This is a genomic window from Maricaulis maris, assembly GCF_036322705.1.
GTDB lineage: Bacteria > Pseudomonadota > Alphaproteobacteria > Caulobacterales > Maricaulaceae > Maricaulis > Maricaulis maris_B.
The window spans coordinates 753,082-772,512 of sequence record NZ_AP027270.1 but is presented as its reverse complement, the minus strand read 5'-3'; the positions used below and the strand labels follow the sequence as shown (position 1 = coordinate 772,512).

Annotated in this window: 21 protein-coding genes; 10 read left to right on the top strand and 11 right to left on the bottom strand. The window is 64.3% G+C overall.

Annotated elements, in window-relative coordinates; translation table 11 throughout:
• Nucleotides 1–38 precede the first annotated feature (38 nt).
• The 3 genes from nagZ to AAA969_RS03455 form a co-directional block, all read right to left on the bottom strand.
• On the bottom strand, nt 39–1,055 hold the full coding sequence (gene nagZ / locus AAA969_RS03465; protein ID WP_338243677.1) for a beta-N-acetylhexosaminidase: 1,017 nt from the start codon (nt 1,053–1,055) through the stop codon (nt 39–41).
• Nucleotides 1,052–1,918 (bottom strand): SPOR domain-containing protein, encoded by an 867-nt coding sequence (locus AAA969_RS03460; protein WP_338243675.1) that lies wholly within the window; start codon nt 1,916–1,918, stop codon nt 1,052–1,054. Before AAA969_RS03460 ends, nagZ begins: the two co-directional genes overlap by 4 nt.
• Nucleotides 1,919–2,015: 97 nt before the next feature.
• The gene (locus tag AAA969_RS03455) at nt 2,016–3,203 is read right to left on the bottom strand and encodes a deoxyguanosinetriphosphate triphosphohydrolase (RefSeq protein ID WP_425325028.1); all 1,188 of its coding nucleotides are present in this window, start codon (nt 3,201–3,203) and stop codon (nt 2,016–2,018) included.
• 99 nt (nt 3,204–3,302) lie between these two features.
• Between AAA969_RS03455 and erpA the strand changes: the two genes are divergently transcribed.
• From erpA to AAA969_RS03440, 3 genes are read left to right on the top strand one after another with little or no spacing between them, the layout of a single operon-like run.
• Nucleotides 3,303–3,632: an iron-sulfur cluster insertion protein ErpA gene (gene erpA, locus AAA969_RS03450; RefSeq protein WP_338243667.1), complete on the top strand. Its 330-nt coding sequence runs from the start codon at nt 3,303–3,305 to the stop codon at nt 3,630–3,632.
• A gap of 60 nt (nt 3,633–3,692) precedes the next feature.
• Nucleotides 3,693–4,040 (top strand): DUF1428 domain-containing protein, encoded by a 348-nt coding sequence (locus tag AAA969_RS03445; protein ID WP_338243665.1) that lies wholly within the window; start codon nt 3,693–3,695, stop codon nt 4,038–4,040.
• Between the two features lie 6 nt (nt 4,041–4,046).
• Nucleotides 4,047–4,724 (top strand): nitroreductase, encoded by a 678-nt coding sequence (locus AAA969_RS03440; protein ID WP_338243663.1) that lies wholly within the window; start codon nt 4,047–4,049, stop codon nt 4,722–4,724.
• Here the strand turns inward: AAA969_RS03440 and AAA969_RS03435 are convergent.
• Nucleotides 4,721–5,275, bottom strand: a complete 555-nt coding sequence (locus AAA969_RS03435; protein WP_338243659.1) for a hypothetical protein — start codon at nt 5,273–5,275, stop codon at nt 4,721–4,723. The genes AAA969_RS03440 and AAA969_RS03435 overlap by 4 nt on opposite strands.
• Before the next feature lie 82 nt (nt 5,276–5,357).
• Here AAA969_RS03435 and AAA969_RS03430 point away from each other — a divergent pair, with 82 nt between their 5' ends.
• From AAA969_RS03430 to AAA969_RS03420, 3 genes are all read left to right on the top strand, one after another.
• Complete coding sequence (locus AAA969_RS03430; RefSeq protein WP_338243657.1) at nt 5,358–6,146, top strand: exodeoxyribonuclease III; 789 nt, start codon at nt 5,358–5,360, stop codon at nt 6,144–6,146.
• Between the two features lie 85 nt (nt 6,147–6,231).
• On the top strand, nt 6,232–6,507 hold the full coding sequence (locus AAA969_RS03425; RefSeq protein ID WP_338243655.1) for a hypothetical protein: 276 nt from the start codon (nt 6,232–6,234) through the stop codon (nt 6,505–6,507).
• 1 nt (nt 6,508) lies between these two features.
• On the top strand, nt 6,509–7,300 hold the full coding sequence (locus AAA969_RS03420) for a DUF2145 domain-containing protein (protein ID WP_338243653.1): 792 nt from the start codon (nt 6,509–6,511) through the stop codon (nt 7,298–7,300).
• A gap of 705 nt (nt 7,301–8,005) precedes the next feature.
• On the opposite strand, the gene AAA969_RS03415 is transcribed toward AAA969_RS03420, so the two are convergent.
• The 7 genes from AAA969_RS03415 to flgK form a co-directional block, all read right to left on the bottom strand.
• On the bottom strand, nt 8,006–8,608 hold the full coding sequence (locus AAA969_RS03415) for a flavin reductase family protein (RefSeq protein WP_338243650.1): 603 nt from the start codon (nt 8,606–8,608) through the stop codon (nt 8,006–8,008).
• A 121-nt stretch (nt 8,609–8,729) separates the two neighbouring features.
• On the bottom strand, nt 8,730–9,947 hold the full coding sequence (mnmA, locus tag AAA969_RS03410; RefSeq protein ID WP_338243648.1) for a tRNA 2-thiouridine(34) synthase MnmA: 1,218 nt from the start codon (nt 9,945–9,947) through the stop codon (nt 8,730–8,732).
• Nucleotides 9,948–10,200: 253 nt separating this feature from the next.
• Nucleotides 10,201–10,455 (bottom strand): hypothetical protein, encoded by a 255-nt coding sequence (locus AAA969_RS03405; RefSeq protein WP_301064398.1) that lies wholly within the window; start codon nt 10,453–10,455, stop codon nt 10,201–10,203.
• A complete protein-coding gene (locus AAA969_RS03400; RefSeq protein WP_295693038.1) occupies nt 10,452–10,745 on the bottom strand; it encodes a hypothetical protein in 294 nt (97 codons plus the stop codon). Before AAA969_RS03400 ends, AAA969_RS03405 begins: the two co-directional genes overlap by 4 nt.
• A gap of 94 nt (nt 10,746–10,839) precedes the next feature.
• Entirely contained in the window at nt 10,840–11,073 is a 234-nt protein-coding gene (locus tag AAA969_RS03395) for a hypothetical protein (RefSeq protein ID WP_338243640.1), read from the bottom strand.
• Nucleotides 11,074–11,154: 81 nt separating this feature from the next.
• Nucleotides 11,155–12,069: a flagellin gene (locus tag AAA969_RS03390; protein WP_338243637.1), complete on the bottom strand. Its 915-nt coding sequence runs from the start codon at nt 12,067–12,069 to the stop codon at nt 11,155–11,157.
• A gap of 12 nt (nt 12,070–12,081) precedes the next feature.
• The gene (flgK, locus tag AAA969_RS03385; protein WP_338243635.1) at nt 12,082–14,223 is read right to left on the bottom strand and encodes a flagellar hook-associated protein FlgK; all 2,142 of its coding nucleotides are present in this window, start codon (nt 14,221–14,223) and stop codon (nt 12,082–12,084) included.
• Nucleotides 14,224–14,784: 561 nt separating this feature from the next.
• On the opposite strand from flgK, the gene AAA969_RS03380 reads away from it, so the two are divergent.
• From AAA969_RS03380 to AAA969_RS03365, 4 genes are all read left to right on the top strand, one after another.
• Complete coding sequence (locus AAA969_RS03380; RefSeq protein ID WP_338243633.1) at nt 14,785–16,785, top strand: flagellar hook-length control protein FliK; 2,001 nt, start codon at nt 14,785–14,787, stop codon at nt 16,783–16,785.
• A gap of 9 nt (nt 16,786–16,794) precedes the next feature.
• On the top strand, nt 16,795–17,460 hold the full coding sequence (locus tag AAA969_RS03375; protein ID WP_338243631.1) for a flagellar hook assembly protein FlgD: 666 nt from the start codon (nt 16,795–16,797) through the stop codon (nt 17,458–17,460).
• A gap of 105 nt (nt 17,461–17,565) precedes the next feature.
• The gene (locus tag AAA969_RS03370; RefSeq protein ID WP_338243629.1) at nt 17,566–18,951 is read left to right on the top strand and encodes a flagellar hook protein FlgE; all 1,386 of its coding nucleotides are present in this window, start codon (nt 17,566–17,568) and stop codon (nt 18,949–18,951) included.
• 198 nt (nt 18,952–19,149) lie between these two features.
• The gene (locus AAA969_RS03365) at nt 19,150–19,419 is read left to right on the top strand and encodes a DUF1153 domain-containing protein (RefSeq protein ID WP_338243627.1); all 270 of its coding nucleotides are present in this window, start codon (nt 19,150–19,152) and stop codon (nt 19,417–19,419) included.
• The last annotated feature ends 12 nt before the right edge of the window (nt 19,420–19,431 follow it).

Below are 19,431 nucleotides of genomic sequence, written 5' to 3'. Positions count from 1 at the left end.
GTTTCAGATGAAGTCTTCCCGCACCAGACCGGCCCCGATCAGGCGGGAAGCCTGTCGAGCCAGTCATTCAGACGTGATTCGGCGTCTTCGGGATCAAAATCCTCGATCGTCTCACGAACGCGCTCGGCTGCCTCCGACCGTTCCAGCGCCTTGCCGGCGAGACCCGTTGCACCTTCGGCCACGCCGATCATCTCGGTCATCTGGCCGTTGCAATGCAAAAGCATGTCGCAGCCGGCCTTGAGGGACAACTCGCCGCGCTCCCGGAAGCTCCCGCTGAGCGCCTTCATCGACAGGTCGTCGGTCATCAGCAGACCGTCAAACCCGATCTCGCCCCGGATCACCTTGCCCACCACATCGGCGGACTGGGTCGCCGGCTGATCGCGATCAATATCGGCGTAGACGATATGCGCTGTCATCGCCATCACGGCATCGTTGAGGCCCTTGAAGGGCGCAAAATCGGTTTCCGAGAGCAGGCCGTGCTCTTCCGGCACGACCGGCAGCTCCAGATGACTGTCAGCCCTGGCCCGACCATGACCGGGGATGTGCTTGATGATCGGCGCGACACCGCCCGCCATCAGGCCTTCCATCGCCGCCCGGCCGAGATGGATGATCGGCTCCGGCGTCGTCCCGAAAGCCCGGTCACCGATGATGTCGTCCGCCCCTTCGATCCGCAGATCGGCAACCGGGGCGCAGTCGACATCGACGCCAATGGTCCGCAATTCATGCGCCAGCAGGCGGTGATTGACCCGGGTCGCCTCAATGGCCAGTTCCTCGTCGACGAACCAGAGGTCTGCGAAGCGCTGGGCGGCCGGCGCGGCACGCCAGGTCGGCGGACGCAGGCGGGCGACGCGGCCACCTTCCTGATCAATCAGGATCGGCGCGTCACGGCCAACACAGTCGCGCAATTCGAGCGTCAGGCGCGAGACCTGGTTGATGCCTTCGATATTGCGGGCGAAGAGAATGAAGCCCCAGGGATCGATATCCCGGAAAAAGGCCTTCTCGTCCGGGCTGAGCCTTGGTCCGCCAAGCCCGTAAATCACCGAAGAAATGCTCATCGACGCGCCACCAAGCAATCCTGACCCCGCCCTTGCAGGGTCGTGCAGAAATTGACCGCGTCACCGCGATCGGCAAAGGCAGCAATGCGCAGGCGGTGATAGGTGCCACGCCCCTCAATCTCGACCGCGGCCACATCGGGCGCCATGCCGGCGGAGATGTCGGAAAAACGCGTCCGGAAGGCGACCCAGGCGGCCTCGGCGTCGGCCTCGCTCCGGAAGGACGCGATCTGCACCACCCAACTGCCCGACAGGTCCACACCGGCTGTTGCGCCGGAGACCGTTGACGGCGTTGGCGTTGCGGGCGCGGTCTCGACGGGCGCCGGATCCGGCTGGCGCGCCGGAGCGCGAACCTCCGGCTCCGGATCGGGTTGGCGTTGCGGGCGCTGCGGCGCCTGACGCGGGGTTGCGTCCGGCAGGGTTTCGGTTTCAACCGTCTGTGTGTTGGCTGCAGCGGTGTCGGCATCGACCTGCTCGACGCGCAGGGAGGGCCGGCTGGTTTCCTCGAGCGGTTCTTCCGGCGCCGGACGCACGGAGACCGGCTCGTCGGCGGTATCGTCACCGGTCAGACGGTCATAGACTTCCATGTCGGTGTCGGGGGTCTGCTCACCGCCCGGATCCGCCGGCCGTTCGCGATAGGGCTCCTCATTCGGCAGAAGACGCGGCGCACCGTCGCGGCCACTGTCGCGCAGGCCCTGATTGTAGGCGCTCCAGACGACGCCCAGAAACAGCACGAAGGCCGCCAGCGCCGTTGTCAGCAGGAGAAGGCCGCGACGGGCATCCTCGTCGCGCGCATCGAAGGTGGCGAACTCATCTGCGGGCGGCGCATAGGCCCCGATCCGGCTTTCCTCGTCCTGGTCTGTCATGGATCCCGGTTCTCATCCTTGCCCGGCGGTCGCGCGAATCACGACGCGCCGCACCATGATAACATTCTGGCCGCCACGGCCTTACCGCGGCGACAGTTTAGAAATACCCCTGCACGGTGAAAAGCCGTCTGTGCTCTTCAACTGCAAAGCGATCGGTCATGCCCGCTATATAGTCACACACACCCCGCGCGGTCTGCGCTGTCCCGGCGCCGTTCATCCCGGCCTGGATGTCACTGGGCAGAACGCCCGGATCGGCCAGATAAAGGTCGAACAACTCGCCGGTTACCCGCCGCGCCTGGCTCATCATCCGGTTGACCTTGTAGTGCTTGTACATGTGGGCGAAGAGATGGCGACGCAGGGCCGCCAGATGCAACAGCATCGCCTCGGAAAAGGCGACCATCGGTCGATCCAGCGCCCGCAGCGCCTCGGCACTCTCCGGACGGGCTTCATCGAGGCGTTTGCGGGTTTCGGTCAGCACGTCGGCGACCATAACGCCGATCAGCTCGCGCACCGCCTCATGAACAATGATCGCCTGCGGCTTGTCCGGCCAGCGCTCGCGGACACGACGAAAAATGTCGCCGACGAGCGGCAGGTCCAGCAGCGGCTCCATCTCCAGCAGGCCGGACCGCAACCCGTCATCAATATCATGATTATTGTAGGCGATATCGTCGGCGAGGGCGGCGATCTGGGCCTCCAGTCCGGCATGGGTGGCAAATTCCAGCTCGCGCCAGCCGTCATAATCGGTGAAGGCCCAGGGCAGGTCGGCCTCGGTCTGGCCCTGGCCGAGCAGCGGACCATTATGCTTGACCACGCCCTCGAGGGTTTCCCAGGTCAGGTTGAGACCGTCGAATTCGGGATAGCGGACCTCCAGCTTGGTGATCACCCGCAGGGTCTGGGCATTGTGGTCGAAGCCGCCGAAATCCTTCATCTTCTGCGCCAGGACCCGTTCACCTTCATGGCCGAAGGGCGGGTGGCCGAGATCGTGCGCGAGGGCCAGCGCCTCGGCGAGATCCTCATCGCCACCGAGCGCCCGCGCCAGGGTCCGGGCAATCTGCGAAACTTCCAGCGAGTGGGTCAGGCGGGTCCGGTACTGGTCACCCTCATGGGCCACGAAGACCTGGGTCTTTTCCTTCAGCCGACGAAAGGCCGCCGAGTGGATGATGCGGTCACGATCACGCTGGAAGGCGTTGCGCATGGCGCTGTCCGGCTGGGCAAAGCGGCGCCCGCGCGATTGCGAGGGATGGCAGGCATAGGGCGCACGGGTCCGGTCGGTCGCGGCAATCATCATGTCAGCGGGGCCTTTTATCCGCGCGGCGGGAGGTCCATATATGACACTACAGGCACAAACCAAAGGCCCTGACGGGCAGAAGCATCAGGCAGAACCATGTCCGCAAATGTGACGCTTTCGGCTTCGGCCGCCAAACAGATCAACGCCATCATTGCCAGCCAGGCTGCGGCCGACCTGCTTCGCATCGGTGTGGTCGGCGGCGGCTGCTCGGGCTTTTCCTACACGTTCGACCTCGACGCGACCGTGAATGAGGATGACCAGCTGATCGAGCGGGACGGCGCCAAGGTGGTGATCGACGAAGCCTCCCTGCCTTTCCTGGAAGGCTCCGAGATCGATTATGTCGACGAGCTGATCGGCGCCAGCTTCAAGATCCACAATCCCAATGCGACCGCGGCTTGCGGCTGCGGAACGAGTTTCTCGGTTTAGGCGCGCGCCGCCTGGCGCGGGATGGCCTCGTCTGCCGGCGACAAGCGGGAGGAGACACCCATGGCCTATGTTCAAGGTTATGTTGCGGCAGTACCGGACGAAAATCGGGATGCCTTCATCGAAAGCAGCGTCGCCATGTGTGCGATGATGAAAGAGTATGGCGCCTTGCAGGCGGTCGACTGCTGGGGCGTGGATGTGCCCGAGGGCGAAGTCACCTCGTTTCCGAAGGCGGTCGAGAAACGCGATGGCGAGACGGTCACCTTCTCCTGGGCGGTATGGCCGGACAAGGCGACGGCCGATGCGGCGATGGAAAAGATGATGGCCGATCCGCGCATGAAGGACGACCTGATGCCGTTTGACGGCAAGCGACTGATTTTCGGCGGTTTTGAATCGCTCACAGGACTCTGACCATCCATGACCACTTCATTTTCCGACATCGCCCGGCGCCGTATCTCGACGCGTGCCTTTCTCGACACACCTGTCAGCGAGGCGGAGATCCGCGAGATTCTCGACACCGCCCGCTGGGCGGCTTCCGGCGGCAATGTCCAGCCGTGGACGGTGCATGTCGTGACCGGCAAGGCCCGCCAGCGCGTCATTGACACGGTCCGGATGCGGCTCGAAGTCGATCCGTTCGGAGACGAGAATGATTTCGGCGCCTATCCCAAATCACTGTGGGAACCCTTCCGCACCCGACGCCATGCGCTGGGCGAACAGATGTACGAGACCATGGGCATCGCCCGTGACAACAAGGCGGCCCGGCTCAATCACCTGCTGAAGAATTTCGAATTCTTCGGCGCTCCGGTCGGTCTCTTCTTCAGCCTCGACGCCCGCATGAACCTCAATCAATGGGGGCATCTTGGCATGTTCATCATGTGCGTCATGCTGGCCGCCGAGGAAAAGGGGCTAGCCACCTGCGCCCAGGAAGCCTGGATGACCCGCTGGAAAACCGTCGGCGCCGCCATCGGCCTGTCACCGGAGGAACGCATCTGGTGCGGCATGGCACTCGGTCATGCCGACCCGAAGGCGGCCGTGAACACGCTGCGCTCGGAGCGCGCGGACGTGGATGAGTTCACGAGATTTCTGGCGTACTAATACACCCCGCCGGGGATCATCTCGTCGGCCTCCTGCCGCGAAATGCGCTGGAACTCGATCTGCATGACGACTTCGCCGTCCTCGCTGGTCACGACGGAATATCGGTCCGGACCAGTGATCTGCATGACCGTTGAAAAAGCCCGTTCGATGCCATCATCGCCGACATGGGTTTCGTCGGGGAAGAGCATGCGGTCGCCGTCCGGAATCATGGTGCCGTCCGACACGCCGCCGCTGGAACTATAGTAGCGATAGGTGATCACTTCTGCCTCCGCGTCCCAATGGTAGAGCGCCTCGCCGCGATAGACGTCGCTGCCCTGCGGCACGGCATGCACATCACTCAGATACTGGCCGCCATAGACCGGCTCATAGCAATGCACGTCGAAGGTCTCCGATCCGGGAAACACGCCGGTCCAGCAGGCCCCGGCCAGAAAGGCGAGCGGCATCAATTCCTCGCGCAGGATGGGGGCTTCATCCGTCGGGGCATCCTGCGCCAGACCCGCCGGGGCCAACATCGCCGCACTGAACCCGGCGATCAAAACCAGTCTGTGCATCCGCTGCGCTCCCATCTCTTTTCTCGTCGCCGAAACGGGTTAGGCTGAACCCTCAATCGCCAACCGACACCCGTGATCCGCCATGTCCCTCACCATCGCCTCCTGGAACGTCAATTCGATCAAGGCCCGCCTGCCCAATGTGCTCGACTGGCTCACCGAAGCGAAGCCGGATATTGCCTGCCTGCAGGAGATCAAGACGGTCGATGAGGGTTTCCCGCGGATGGAGATCGAGGACCTTGGCTATAATGTCGAGACCCATGGCCAGAAGTCCTACAATGGTGTCGCGATCCTCTCGAAACACCCGATCGAGGAGGTCCGCCGCGGCCTGCCCGGCGATGAGAGCGACGAACAGGCGCGCTATATCGAGGCGGTGATATCGGCTGAGAGCGGACCGGTGCGGGTGGCGTCAATCTACCTGCCCAATGGCAATCCGGCGCCCGGCCCGAAATACGACTACAAGCTGGCCTGGATGGAACGCCTGCGCTTGCACGCCAAGGGCCTGCTGGCCTTCGAGGAACCGCTTGTCCTCGCCGGCGACTATAACTGCATCCCGCGCGACAGTGATTGCTGGGACATCGCCGAGTGGGAGCGCGACGCCCTCGCTTTGCCACAGACGCGGGCCGCCTTCAGGGCGCTCCAATGGCTCGGCCTGACCGAGGCTTTCGAACAGCTCGACGGGCGCGGCCACCAGTATACCTTCTACGACTACCAGGCCGGGCGCTGGAACAAGGGCCATGGCATCCGCATCGACCACCTGCTGTGCTCCCCACAGGCGGCCGACCGCCTCGAGGGCATCGAGATCCACACCAAGACGCGCGGCAAGGAAAAGGCCTCGGATCACATTCCGATCGTCGGCCGCTTCGGCCTCTAGATCGCGTCTCAGGCGATTTTTTCTCCCGTTGGATGACCGGCTCGTGTAAGGTTTCTTCGAGGGACCTGCTTGCACGGATATCACGATGCGCATTCTACTGATTTCGAGTTTCACGCTGGCCATGTATCTCGGCGCGGCCGAGGCCCAGCCGCCAGCGACCGAACCGGCGCCGGCCGCGACACAAGAGGCTGATAATGATCAGGCCCGTGCGTCCGACCGCAATCATGCCCGCGCCGCCCAACGCATGGCACGCTCGCGTCGTGCCGCGGAGCAGGACACTGACGCGCCCCGGTCGGGCGGCCTGCCGCTGAGCGAAACCGTGGTCTCGCAAGCGCCGCGCGATCCGGATCCGGACCGGTAAGATGTTGCGCCTGATCGCGTGTTGCCTTTGTCTTGTCATCCTCGCCGCACCGGCGAGCGGTGACAGCGATGGCCGGCCCGGCGATCATTTCACGCTCCAGCAGGCGGCCGATTTCTCCAAACAGGTCGAGCGCGAACTGGCCGGGCGCGGGGCCTATGTGGCGCTGATCTTCCGCTCTGGCCTACCGCGGGCCGACTTGCCCGAAGGTTTGCGCTACACTCATGGGGCCTTCTGGGTCTATGGCCCGGTGACCGAAGCCGACGGCTCGCAGGGCTTTGGCTACGCGGTCTATAATCTCTATCACGGCGAGGACGACCCGAGCCGGTCCCGGCTGGTCCAGGACTGGCCCCTGGACTTCATGCGCGGCGATGCGGTCGGACAGGTCGGGATCATCATTCCCACTGCCGAGATGCAGATCCGTCTGCTCGATGTGCTCGCCTCGGACCAGTATGACCACCTGCACCAGGCCGACTACTCGCTGTTCTCCAACCCGGCCGACCTGCGCTACCAGAACAGCGCCGAATTCATGCTCGACGTGGTCGCGGCCGCTGCCTGGCTCACCGACACCCGGCGCCGTATCAAGGTCAATATCGGCGCCTATTTTGCGCCCACCCTGCTGCACATCAACTGGTGGGACCGGCTGACCGGCCAATGGTTCGATCCGCGCCTGCGCCTCGATGACCAGCGCGACGGGCCGATACGCATCGCCAGCTTCGCCTCGATCAGCGATTTCATGCTGACCTTCGATCTCGCCGATGAAACCCTCGAACTGACCGCCCAACATCGCCAGTAACCTTCCCCCCCAAGGGCGCCTGCCCCAGACCCGAACCCACGCACCGAGATCGCCACGACGCTTGGCGCCTGGCGGTTTGGGCAGAGGAGGGAGCGGGATGCCGGCCGGAGCCGATAAAGCGCTGTATTTAAATGGGTAGCTTCGACAAGCATCCCGCACGCGGAGTTTTCCCGGACGCTCTCGCCCCCGATTCCAATGCGACCGGTAGATGGGGTCGGTCGTTTAGTGCCCCGCGACCATGTCGCACGCCCTGCCGGAGTATCGGGATGTCACCCCCTTACGCGGACAGGCTCCGCACGCTTCCGGGCACAAGTGACTGAGCTCGCGCCTCCCGTCCCGAAAACCGCAGTGAGTATCGCGTGGGCCGGACGAGGTGCGGATAAGTTTTTGTCGGCGCGGCACTTTCCCTCTCCCTGGGGAGAGGGTCAGGGTGAGGGGTAAACCCCGGTATTTCCCCGAGAATCCCCCTCATCCGCTCCTCCGGGGCACCGTCTCCCGAGGGCGAAGGACAGGCACTGAAGCGGGGGATAGACTGCCGGAGTTCGACAAATTCGCGCCACCATACCCACCGCGCCCCCGGTCGCGGCGCAGCCGCGATCTGCGGGATGACGGGACCTTCGGGGTTGGCGCAACAGCAGTCCGGGCATGGCCCGTCACCCACTCCGTCTGGCCGGGCGAGACCCTGACAGCATCAGGCGCAGGCCCCTAAGTCGGCCGGATCAGGCTGAACAGCTCGGTGACGCGGGTATAATCCTGATAGCCCATGCGGCCCAGGGGCTGGTATCGGGTGACGTCGAACATGCCGTCGACCAGACAATCATCCTTGATGTGGATGCCGGTCACTTCACCAAAGGCGACAATATTGGCTTCGCCGGGCAGATCGACGGTGCGGACCAGCTTGCACTCCATGCTGGCCGGCGCCTCGGCGATGCGCGAGCAGGCGATCGTCTCGCACTCGGTCCGGGCCAATCCGGCCAGGTCAAACTCGTCGACATCGCGCGGCGCCGGTTTCGAGCTGGCATTCATCGCCTCGCGCATCGCAAACCCGACCACGTTGACGCAGAACACACCGGTGTCGATGGCGTTGCCGATACTGTCCTTGCCACGCGCGCGGTCCGGCTTGTGGCCGGTAGAAGCGAACATCACCTGCGGCGGCTCATAGGAAACCCCGTTGAAAAAGGAATAGGGGGCGAGATTGTCGACGCCGTCGACACTGCGCGTCGAAATCCAGCCGATCGGGCGCGGCGTGATCAGGGCGTTGAACGGATTGTGCGGCAGGCCGTGGCCGTTTTTCGGTTCATAGAACATCGGGACGTCCGGATTGGAGAGAATGCGGGGGCGCGAAAGGCACCAGCATCAGATGGGGCGCATCCACACGCCGGCAAGAGGGCTGCAGGACGGGGATCACAATGGGGGAAAGCCCTCGCCCCTACCCGATCAACCGCACGCCGGTGCTTGAACCGCCGCGGCCGCTTGTGCCGGCGATCCAGCCGCCGCCCAGCACCCGGTCGGCATCGTCGCTGGAATAGAAGACGCAGGCCTGGCCCGGCGCGACCCCCTCCTCGCCCTTGGCGAGGACGACGCGGACCTGATCGCCCTCGACCGACAGCGCGGCTGGCACCGGCGGACGGGTCGAGCGGACCTTTACGCGCACCGGAGCGCCGTCTGACAGGGCTTCATCGCCAAGCCAGTTGATGTCCTTGAGGGCGATGGTGTCGACTTCCAGTTCCTCGCGCGGGCCGACAACGACCTGGGCCTTGTCGGCATCCAGCCGCACGACATAGAGCGGCTCTCCGACGGCGATGTTGAGTCCGCGGCGCTGGCCGACCGTATAGCGGATCACGCCCTCATGCGTGCCCATGACCCGGCCATCGACATGCACGATCTCGCCCGGACGCGAGGCGCCGGGGCGGACCTTCTCGACAATGTCGACATAGCGGCCATTGGGCACGAAGCAGATGTCCTGGCTGTCCGGCTTGTCGGCAACGATCAGACCGAAAGCCTCGGCCAGCTGGCGGGTCTGGTCCTTGTTGAGATGTCCGAGCGGGAAGCGCAGGAAGTCGAGCTGGTCGTGCGTGGTCGCGAACAGGAAATAGGACTGGTCCTTGCCGGCATCGGCGGCGCGGCGCAGCTCCGGTCCCTTTTCCCCGACCACGCGCTGGATGTAATGCCCCGTCGCCATGCACACGGCGCCAAGCTGGCGGGCTGTGGTCAGGAGGTCGGCAAACTTGACGGTCTGATTGCAGCGCACGCAGGGAATGGGCGTGAAGCCGGCCAGATAGGTGTCGGCAAACTCCTCGATCACCGCTTCATGGAAGCGGCTTTCATAATCGAGCACATAATGGGGAAAGCCGCAGGCCTCGGCGACCCGCTTGGCGTCATAGATATCCTGACCGGCGCAGCAGGCGCCCTTCTTGGCCAGGGCCGCGCCATGATCATAGAGCTGCAGGGTCACGCCGACCACGTCATAGCCGAGATGGTGCAGCAGGGCCGCGGTCACGGAACTGTCGACGCCGCCGGACATGGCCACCACGACGCGGTGATCACCGGGATCGCCTCCCAGCCCCAGCGGATCGCCGGACAGGCCCAATTGTGCAATGAGATCATCGGCCTGCGCACGGGCGCGGCCGGTATCAGGGGTGGTCATAGAGCGCCTCCAGCGGGGTCAAGGCCCGCAGCAAACGGTTGTTGGAGGCGGGTATATAGGCGCTTTGGGGAGAGAGGTTAAGCGTGAAAACCCGGGACAAACCGGTCTTCGCAGCGCATCGCCACCGGATACTTGGTGCGATCCCGCGGCGCCCCTCCAAACGGCGGGGCCGGGAAGACACAATCAAGGGGCCGACAGCACGACACGGCCATGCTTTAGAATCAAGCAGTTAGGAACCCGACAAGCCAGCCCTTCATTGCCAGCCAGCGAAAGCCTCTCGCAGCAAGTGCCGCAGAAATCCTTTCGGATCCAAAATGACAAAATACGCGACAATCAATGTGCTCAGAAATGTCAAAGAAACAACGAGTACAAGAACGATCAGATGCGCTTTCAGCCATATGCAAAGCGCCGCGACAGCCAGGCTCAATGCACCGGCAATAAAGGCGCTGCCTCTCAACGCCCGTCGGCCAGCGCCAGTTGCTTGTGAAGGATCAGTATCTGCTATCAACCGTCCGCCCCGTTGAAGACGTCACCAAAGAAGTCAATCGCTCCAGAAAACAGCCCTCCAACACTGGAGAAAAGAGATTCGATCAGGCGTGGGATGGTCGCGTCGGCTGAAGCGTTTCTCAACCTGTCGCCGAGAACGCCACCACCGATGGCGGCTCCGAGTATTATCCAGGGCAGCCCGGTGACGGTCACCCCCACCCCCAATGCCAAGAGCGCAAGGACGATCAGACCACCGAAGACAGCACCGCCAAGGGCCGGACGACGTCGCTTATTATTTTGATTTCGAGCCAAAAGATTGCCCCCAAGCGTTCAATTTAACAGCGCGATCATCGAAGACAGACGCGGGACCCGCGAGGCGGCTGTATACGTGAAGCAAGCAACGACGCTAAGAGCGGATATTGCCGGCATTGCCGGCATAGGCGCTCATCGCGGCCGGGTTCTTGTTGCGATCCAGCAGGGCGCCGCCGAGGCCGAGCCCGAGCAGGCCGAAGATCGGGAGCATCAGGACGGCGGCCACAAGGCTGGCGCCGGCATGACCGGTGGCCAGCCAGACGATGCCGGCCCCGATCGCGGCACCGATCATCATGGTGATGAGGGTAAAGAGAATGCGTTTGAGCATGCGACCTCCCGTGAATGTGCCAAGCATGCAAGCCACCGCGAGCCCGATCAATCGGGAATAGGCCGGCGACCGTCCCCCGACCTATCTCAGATATTGCAGCAGCGAGACCTGGCTGAGCGAGGAGAAGGTCTTGGCCGAGACATCGAGCGCCGTCTGCGCCGCCTGGAAGCGGGTCGCGGCTTCAGCCATGTCGACGTCTTCAAGGTCGGACAGCATCTGCTTCAGGAAGAGCTGGCGATCGGCATGGGAGGTGGTCAGCGTCTCGACGGTCGACTGGGCCGCGCCGTTTTCACCGATCTTCACATAGATGTTGTCGAGCGCCGTGATCACATTCTGGATCTCGCTGATCAGGAAGGCGTCCTGGGCGGCACTCAGCGGCGAGTCGAAGGGGCCGTTGGCGCCGGCGTTGAAGTCGGCGATCCGCTTGAAACTGTCAAACACCTCGCCGCCGACATCGCTGGCCAGCATGCCGGTTTCCATGATCAGGTTGTTGTCGAGCTGGACCTGCGGCCGGCGGTCATTATTGACGAAGGCCTCACTGGCGTTCGTCATCCCGACGAGGTCATCGAGATCATTGGTCGCCACAGGCGCGGCATCGGTCCGCGTTCCCCCGAAGATGTAGACGCCGGCGTGCTGGGTATTGAGCGCGTTGGCGACCTTGTAAAAGGCCTCGCGCGTCTGATGCATGGTGTAGTCGCCATCCTTGGACGTGACCGCGAGGCGCAGGTCGGTGATGGCCTCGGCCATCTGCTCCATCGCGATGTCCTGGCTCTCCAGGCGCGCGGCAGTCCGAACCGCGGCTTCCTCGTAGGACGCGGCCCGCTGCAAAGCCCCCCGCGTCGCTGACAGGGTCTCGGCCTGGTGACCAACACCCTTGAGGTCGGTCGCGAGCTTGCCCGTCGTGAGCTGTTTTTGCGCATCGAACATCGCCTTCTGGGCCTTCATCAGGTCCATCAGGGCGCTCTGGTTGGCAGCGAAGGTGGAAACACGAGCCATGCGTAGGACCTCCTAGACGATATTCATCAGAGTATCGGTCATTTCCTTGGCCGCCTGCAGCATCCGCGCGGCGGCATTGTAAGACTGCTGGTACAGCGTCATCGCGGCCAGTTCCTCGTCGAGGCTGACGCCTTCGACATCGGCGCGCTTCTGGGCCGCGGTTTCGCGCAGCGTCACGGCAGAACCGGCCTCGCTCTCGGCCCGGGCCGCCCGCGAGCCGATTGTGCCGGCAATCCGCGCCGCATAATCACCCACGCTGGCGCTCGATTTCGAGAGCGATCCCGCGGCACCGAATGTGTGCGATGTCGACAGGGCAGCCTGGAGGCCGATTCCACCGCGATTATCGCCCGCCGAAAGCACGTAGTCGCCGACCACGCTGGTGGCATCAATGTCCAGCTTGCCGAGGGCGAGGCGGGACGAGTCGGCGCGGATCCGGGTGTCGACCGAAAAGGCCTCGGCCCGGGCAGCCTTGGCCTCAAGGCCGATGCCGAAGAGTTTCGAGAAGGCCACGCCGGTGGTTCCACGCGCCGTGTCATCGCCGGTCAGGGAAAGCTCATAACCCTCATAGCCGGCATTGGCGGCGTAGGTGAGCGCCCCGTTGCTGTCGAGCGAGAAGGTGACATAGCGGCCAACGCCGGTGGTGGGATTGTTGAGCGCGGTGACAATGTCGTCGACCGTCTCACCGGTCACCATCGGGAAGGTATAGCTGCCCGCTGTCTTGCCATTGATGGTATCGATCCGGAAATTCACGGCGGTGCCGGTCGCGAACTGGTGCACATCGCTGCCCGTGAGACCGGTATCGAAGAAGCCGGGCAGTTCCGAGCGGACGATGTCGTTCAGACCGAAGAAGTGCGACAGGCCGCGCCCGCCCCGGTCGGACGGGCTGGTCTCGTCCTGGATGAAGGCAACGCCATTCGTCGCTGACGTTGCCGAAACGCTCAGCTGGCCATCGCTGAAGCTCGCCGAGCCGACCCCGGCCAGGGCGGTATTGAGCGCCGTGGCCAGATCGCCAACGGTGCCGCCAAAGGCCACTGCGGCGCCGCCATCGACGGAATAGGTTGCGGCGTCGAAGTCGATATCGACCCGCCGGACCAGCTGGCCCGTAGTGTCGGCAACGGCCATTGTCGTGGCGCCGGTGAAGTTGAGGGCATCGGCCGCGACCAGTCCGGTATTGCGCCCGGTCAGGCTCTGCGGCGCGGGGTAGGAGGCTGCATCATTGTGCGCCGCGTTGAGCGCGTCCGCCGTGCCCGCCGTCATTTCGGCCAGTTCCTCGGCAATCTCGGGCAGGGTGCGGTCGCGCAGATCGATGAGGGCGCGCAGCTCGCCGGAATTGATATGGCTGTCGAGCTCCTGCGGATTGCCGCCCTTGGGAGGCTCCGCATAGATCTTGCCATACTCGACACCGTAGGAGCCCGAGCCAGAGACCTTGTAGGTCAGGTTTGTAGGATAATTGTCGAGCAGAAGGACACCGTCCGTGGTCCGCACCACGACGCGCCCATCGCCCTGGAAGTCGGCCCGGACATCCATGTATTCCGACATCTCGTCGAGTAGTTCGGACATGCGGTTTTCCGCGCCCGAACTGTCGCCGCCGCCCGAGGACAGGCTTTGCACATTGGCGTTGAGTTCGAACAGCTCGCGCAGGATCTCGTTGGAGCGCTGCAGCGTGGCGTTGATCTTGCTGTCGGCCTCGAGGCGCTGGGCCCGGATCTCCGTGGACAGGCGCTCGGCCTCGTTGAAGAAGCCGTCGAGATCGGCGGCGGCCGACAGGCGCGACACCGACAGGGTCGGGTCGACGCTGGCTTGCGACAGACCCGCGAAGGCAGAATTCAGGCGCGCAAAGATCGAGCCGCTATCATCCAGGTTTCCGAACTGGGACTGCATGCGATCGAGGGCGCCGGCCCGCGCCTCCGCCATGCTGGCTTCGGAGATGCTGCGCAGCGAGGTCAGCTGCAGGTGACGATCAACAATGCGGACGATCCCGTTGACCTGCACCCCCATCGCGACGCCGCCGACATTGCGGGCCTCGACGCTGGCGATGGTCCGGGCATAGCCGGGCGTGTTGACGTTGGCGACGTTGTTGGAAGCCGCCCGCAGACCGGACTGGCTGGCCTGCAAACCCGACAGGGCATTACCGAGAATACCGCTCAACGACATGACTGGCTCCCTGCGCAGGCGGCAAAAACGAGGCGGTCCCGGCGATATCTGCCGTCAAAGCGGCAAGCATTGCCCAGCGGCCCGCGTCCACCGAAGGGCGCCTCCGCAGGGCATTTCGCGCCGTAACCAATTGCCTTCATTTGCTTTTTCATGCGCTTTCCAAACTCATGCCCCGACGGCACCTGCCGGGACACGCGTTAACCATCGCAAGGCCCGGGCCAACCTGCGCCAACGGCTCCGTCAGGGTCTCCGGAGGGGCTGGCGACCGTCACGGGTGGCAGCTGCTTGCCGCCTCACACGCAGGCGAGCGGGCTCTCGCGCACGCGCTCACGCGCGGTCAAAAGGTCTCTCGGCCGGCTTGCAGGCCGTGCGCTTCCGACCCGGCAAATAGCGCCCACCGGGCGGCAGTCCTGGCCGGTCTTTCCTGCCGACCCGCAGGTGTTACTGTAAAATTAACTCGTGAAATCAGTGACTTGTTTGTCCAGCCGCTTGGCACATGGCTTGCGAACCCGGTCACAAGACGAGGCGTGACGTGCGCCTTGATGTCGCCGATGAGCAATTATGACGCTGGACCTGACCACCGCGAACCTGCTGACCACCCCGGGCGCAACCGGCGGCGCGAGCGCGCAGCCCGGCACGGCACCGGGAGCCGGCACGGCCGCGGCGGGCAACGCCCAGACTGTCACCTCGCCCTTCGCGCTCATGGTAAACGCCAACCAGGCCCAGTCCGGCGCGACGGCCGTACGGCCGAACACGACACCGGCCGCCATGCCCGCCTCGCCGCTCGCATCGGCGACCACGACAGCAACGGCAACTGCAACAGCCCCCGTCCCATCGACGCCCCCGGCCACGGCAACAACACCGCCAGCGGTTCTGGCGACGACCATGCCGACGGCACCGGTCCGCGAAGCGGCACTGTCCTCCGCCTCCCCCTTGCCGATATCCGGTGCCACCGGATCGCCGGTCACGACCGCCGCCAGCGAAACGGACGGTGCCGGGTTTGCCCTAGAAGACGTGCCGCCGGTCACCCCGGTCGCGGCGATTGCGCCTGCTGGAACCAAGCGGAATGTCCAGGTGCAGGATGCCATCGACCCGGCCAACCCCGGTGATGTCAGCACTCTGGCCCTTGCGACCAGTGATGGCCGCCCGGCACAGGCCACAGCTGTGGAGGGCGCTCAGACACAGCTTGCACCGTCCAGCCCGGCAGCCACGCCCGCCCCAGCGGATACAAGCCTGCCCGGCGTGAAAGCCACCGAGACCGCAAAGCCGGTCTCCGAAGTCATTCCGGCCGACAAGTCCGTGTCCGCGCCGAAACCGGTCTCCGAGGTCATTGCGGGCGAGAAGGCCGTAGTCGCCCCGAAGCCGGTCTCGGAACCCCTGCAAGGCCCGCCTGTACCCGTGATGACGGGCGCATCAACCGTCGCAGCCAACGGACAGGCCACGCTGCCTGCGAGTGCCGGCAGCGCGACCGATATGGCGACCAACGTCACTGTAAACGCGCCACCCCAGCCCGCTGCGGTGGCGAAACCGCTCGCGCAGCAAGGCAAGGCCGACACTGCCGCAGACGCCGGCCCGGGCAAGTCAACAGCCCCGACCGGCAAGACAACGGCCGCGACCAACCCATCGGCAACGAACCCGACGCCCGCCAACCAGCCGTCTGCGGCAACCCCGGCAACGGACGCCGGTCGGGTCTTGGGTGACGGGGCGGACGCCTCGGCCCTGCGCCAGCAGCCCTCGCCGCACTCCGCCATTCAGACCGCCAGCAGTCTGGCCGCGCGGCCTGCCACAAATGCGGCCGGTTCCGCCGCCCCGTCGGCGAGCGCGACACCGACAGCCGGCACCGCAACGACCAGCGCCGCACCGTCTGCCGCCACCGCAGCGACCAGTGATCCGGCCGCCGCGCTGGCCGCCGGCAAGGCTGCCGCTCCGACAGCAGCGCAGGCCGGTGCCCCGATCACCGCGCTTCCGGGCGCCATGGGTGATCTGCAAGCCCAGCATCAGGCCGCCAGCCAGGAGGCCGCCGATGCGGACCTCGCCGCCCAGGCCGAGAATGACCTTAGCCTGGCGCGCGTTGACGGGCGCCTTGCCGCCGACCGAAGTGGCGCCACACCGCAACGCTTCACACCCCACACGACCGCCCAACTGGCGGGGCAGATCACGAAACACGTCTCCAATGGCAACCGGGTGTTCGATATCCGCCTTGATCCGGCAGAGCTGGGCAAGGTTGACGTCCGTATCGAGCTGCGTGCCGACAACCGGGTTCACGCGGTCCTGACAGTCGAACGCGCCGAGACCCTGAACGAATTGCAGCGGTCTGCCCGCGACCTGGAACGCTCCCTGGCCGAGGCCGGGCTTGAGCTCGGGGAAAACGGACTGAGCTTTCAGATGAGTGACGGGCAGAACCCGGCTGAAGATGACCGTCGCAGCCAGGGCGAGGCCCTGCCGATTTTCACCCAGACCACCGAAATGACCCAGCGCGCCGAGGATGAACTCGCATCCCGGCCGCGCTCGGCCTACGGCTTCCTGTTGTCCGGACGCTCCGGCGTCGATCTGCAGGTCTAGGAGTAGAGTATGGTAGACGCAGTATCCGGCATCGGCTCGACAAGCCCGGCTCTCGCGAATTCGCAGACCGGCCTGGCCGACAATTTCGAGATGTTTCTGACCCTGCTCACCGAGCAGATGAAGAACCAGGATCCGCTCAACCCGCTGGACTCGACCCAGTTCGTGAACCAGCTGGTCGACTTCTCGAGCGTCGAGCAGCAGATCGCCCAGAACCAGAACCTGGAAAGCCTGCTGCTGCTCCAGTCGGCCGCCGCGCAGAGTTCATCGGTCAGCTATATCGGTCGTCTGGCGACGGCTGAAACGCCGCAGGCCACGCTGCAGAACGGTTCCGCCAACTGGGAATACACCCTGCCCAGCGACGCGACCTCCTCCTCCATCATCATTCGCGACGATAATGATCGTATTGTCGCCCGCCGCGATGGCGAGACCAGCACCGGCTCGCACGACTTCGCCTGGGACGGCCTGGGTGATGGCGGCGCTGCCCTCGATGAGGGCGTCTACTCACTTGAAGTCATTGCCCAAGACTCTGACGGCGAAAACCTGGCTGTGAACATCCAGGCCGCCGCCCGCGTCACCGGCGTGGACCTGTCCGGTTCCGAAGTCATCGTGGAAATGGGCGGCATTCGCGTGCCGCTGTCCTCGGTGATGTCGATCAAGGAAGCCGACACCGTCTGACACTGCCAGGCCGCCAGCCTGATCCGGACCGCCAGAATGACGATCCGTTCCATCTGACCAGCAGAAAGCTCCGCAAAAGAAACCAGAACGCCAGGAGCATACATCATGAGCATCAACTCAGCGCTTTTGGCCGGCGCATCCGGCCTGATCTCGAACTCGAACGCCCTCGCTTCGATCTCGGACAATATCGCGAACGTCAACACGGTGGGCTACAAGCGCGCCTCGGCGGTTTTCACGCCGCTTTATGACAGCGACAGCTCGACCAAGGGCTACTCGGCGGCCGGTGTGAACTCCGTCGCCCGCCTGGCGATCGGCGAAAGCGGCCTGCTGACGGCCGGCAACTCGCCGACCGAGCTGGCCATTTCCGGCAAGGGCTTCTTTGTCGTCCGCGACGATCCGACCTCGAACTCCTCCGACCCGGTCTCCTTCACCCGGGCTGGCCGCTTCACGCCGGACACCAACGGCTATCTGCGCAATGATGCCGGGAAATACCTCTCCGGCTGGCCGGTTGCCGCTGATGGTTCCGTGCCCCAGAACCCGTCCGACCTCAACGCGCTGGAGACCATCAACCTGTCCTCCATCGGCGGTGCGGCGGAAGCCACGACGATCATGGGCATCAACGCCAACCTGCAGCAAAGCCAGGCCGTGTCCGCTGACGAGGCCACCTATGACCCGTCGGTTGCCGCTACCAACATGGCATCCGGCGCGGTTACGCCCGACTTCCAGCGCTCCATCCCCTTCTATGACAGTGTCGGCGGCGTCCGGACGCTGACGATCTCGATGATGAAGAGCTCGACCCCGAACCAGTGGCATGCCGAAGTCCACATGGTTCCGGCCACCGATGTCTCGACCGGTGCCGGCCTGATCAATGGCCAGCTGCTCACCGGCACGATCGCCTTCGACGCCCAGGGCCGTCTCGACAGCACCAACACGACCCTGCCGACCTCGCTCAGCTTCCTGTCATCGACCAATACCGCCGCGCTGGGTGCCAATGAATTCCAGTGGGCCACGGCGACCGGGGTTGATGCCCAGGCGATCGAACTCGACTTCGGTGATCCCAATGCGCCGGGTGGCTTCACCCAGTATGACAGCCCGTCCGCCCTGCTCTCGACCAATGTCAACGGATCGGCCTTCGGTAACTTCTCCAGCGTCGACGTGGATGATGACGGTTTCGTCTTTGCCAAGTTCACCAACGGCATCGTTCGCAAGATCTACCAGATCCCGGTTGCGACCTTCGTCAATCCGGACGGCCTGGAAGCGCAGTCGGGCGGTACCTTCACGGTGACGCCGGAATCGGGCGCCTACACGCTCAACCCGCCGGGCCTGGGCTCCTCCGGATCGATTGCCGCCTCGACGCTGGAAAGCTCGAACGTTGATCTCGCGAATGAGTTCACCAGCCTCATCACCACGCAGCGGGCTTACTCCGCCTCGTCGAAGATCATCACCACCGCCGATGAGATGCTCGACGAGGCCATCCGAATGAAGCGCTAACCATCACCCAACCGCTTCTTTCCTGTGGGCCCTGCCAATCGGCGGGGCCCATTTTTTATGACCGCTCAATGAGCGGTTTCGCTACATTTCGAGCCGGATTTTAGTGACACCATTAAAGCTAAATTTACTCAGGCGTTTAGGCGGATGTTAAAGGGCTGCCTGTAGGTTGATCCGACAAACAAGAAACGGGGACCGGACATGCAGCCGCGCCTTAAAAAAGAAAATTACGTTATTGGACCCGATGGTAGCCCGCTCACGCTAGGTGACCTGCCCAACCCGAGTACCCAACGCTGGGTGGTTCGGCGCAAGGCTGAAGTCGTCGCGGCGGTGAGGGGTGGGTTGCTCTCTCTCGAGGAAGCCTGCCAGCGCTATTCGCTGACTGTCGAGGAATTCCTCGGCTGGCAACGCTCGATCGACAAGCACGGCCTCGCCGGACTTCGCACGACGCGAGTCCAGCAGTACCGTTAATTCCCCTCGCTG

What these genes read in the sequence shown, in the direction of transcription:
- nagZ (WP_338243677.1), bottom strand. Translation starts at nt 1,055, where the DNA reads ATGAGCATTTCTTCGGTGATTTACGGGCTTGGCGGACCAAGGCTCAGC.
- AAA969_RS03460 (WP_338243675.1), bottom strand. Translation starts at nt 1,918, where the DNA reads ATGACAGACCAGGACGAGGAAAGCCGGATCGGGGCCTATGCGCCGCCC.
- AAA969_RS03455 (WP_425325028.1), bottom strand. Translation starts at nt 3,203, where the DNA reads ATGATTGCCGCGACCGACCGGACCCGTGCGCCCTATGCCTGCCATCCC.
- erpA (WP_338243667.1), top strand. Translation starts at nt 3,303, where the DNA reads ATGTCCGCAAATGTGACGCTTTCGGCTTCGGCCGCCAAACAGATCAAC.
- AAA969_RS03445 (WP_338243665.1), top strand. Translation starts at nt 3,693, where the DNA reads ATGGCCTATGTTCAAGGTTATGTTGCGGCAGTACCGGACGAAAATCGG.
- AAA969_RS03440 (WP_338243663.1), top strand. Translation starts at nt 4,047, where the DNA reads ATGACCACTTCATTTTCCGACATCGCCCGGCGCCGTATCTCGACGCGT.
- AAA969_RS03435 (WP_338243659.1), bottom strand. Translation starts at nt 5,275, where the DNA reads ATGCACAGACTGGTTTTGATCGCCGGGTTCAGTGCGGCGATGTTGGCC.
- AAA969_RS03430 (WP_338243657.1), top strand. Translation starts at nt 5,358, where the DNA reads ATGTCCCTCACCATCGCCTCCTGGAACGTCAATTCGATCAAGGCCCGC.
- AAA969_RS03425 (WP_338243655.1), top strand. Translation starts at nt 6,232, where the DNA reads ATGCGCATTCTACTGATTTCGAGTTTCACGCTGGCCATGTATCTCGGC.
- AAA969_RS03420 (WP_338243653.1), top strand. Translation starts at nt 6,509, where the DNA reads ATGTTGCGCCTGATCGCGTGTTGCCTTTGTCTTGTCATCCTCGCCGCA.
- AAA969_RS03415 (WP_338243650.1), bottom strand. Translation starts at nt 8,608, where the DNA reads ATGTTCTATGAACCGAAAAACGGCCACGGCCTGCCGCACAATCCGTTC.
- mnmA (WP_338243648.1), bottom strand. Translation starts at nt 9,947, where the DNA reads ATGACCACCCCTGATACCGGCCGCGCCCGTGCGCAGGCCGATGATCTC.
- AAA969_RS03395 (WP_338243640.1), bottom strand. Translation starts at nt 11,073, where the DNA reads ATGCTCAAACGCATTCTCTTTACCCTCATCACCATGATGATCGGTGCC.
- AAA969_RS03390 (WP_338243637.1), bottom strand. Translation starts at nt 12,069, where the DNA reads ATGGCTCGTGTTTCCACCTTCGCTGCCAACCAGAGCGCCCTGATGGAC.
- flgK (WP_338243635.1), bottom strand. Translation starts at nt 14,223, where the DNA reads ATGTCGTTGAGCGGTATTCTCGGTAATGCCCTGTCGGGTTTGCAGGCC.
- AAA969_RS03380 (WP_338243633.1), top strand. Translation starts at nt 14,785, where the DNA reads ATGACGCTGGACCTGACCACCGCGAACCTGCTGACCACCCCGGGCGCA.
- AAA969_RS03375 (WP_338243631.1), top strand. Translation starts at nt 16,795, where the DNA reads ATGGTAGACGCAGTATCCGGCATCGGCTCGACAAGCCCGGCTCTCGCG.
- AAA969_RS03370 (WP_338243629.1), top strand. Translation starts at nt 17,566, where the DNA reads ATGAGCATCAACTCAGCGCTTTTGGCCGGCGCATCCGGCCTGATCTCG.
- AAA969_RS03365 (WP_338243627.1), top strand. Translation starts at nt 19,150, where the DNA reads ATGCAGCCGCGCCTTAAAAAAGAAAATTACGTTATTGGACCCGATGGT.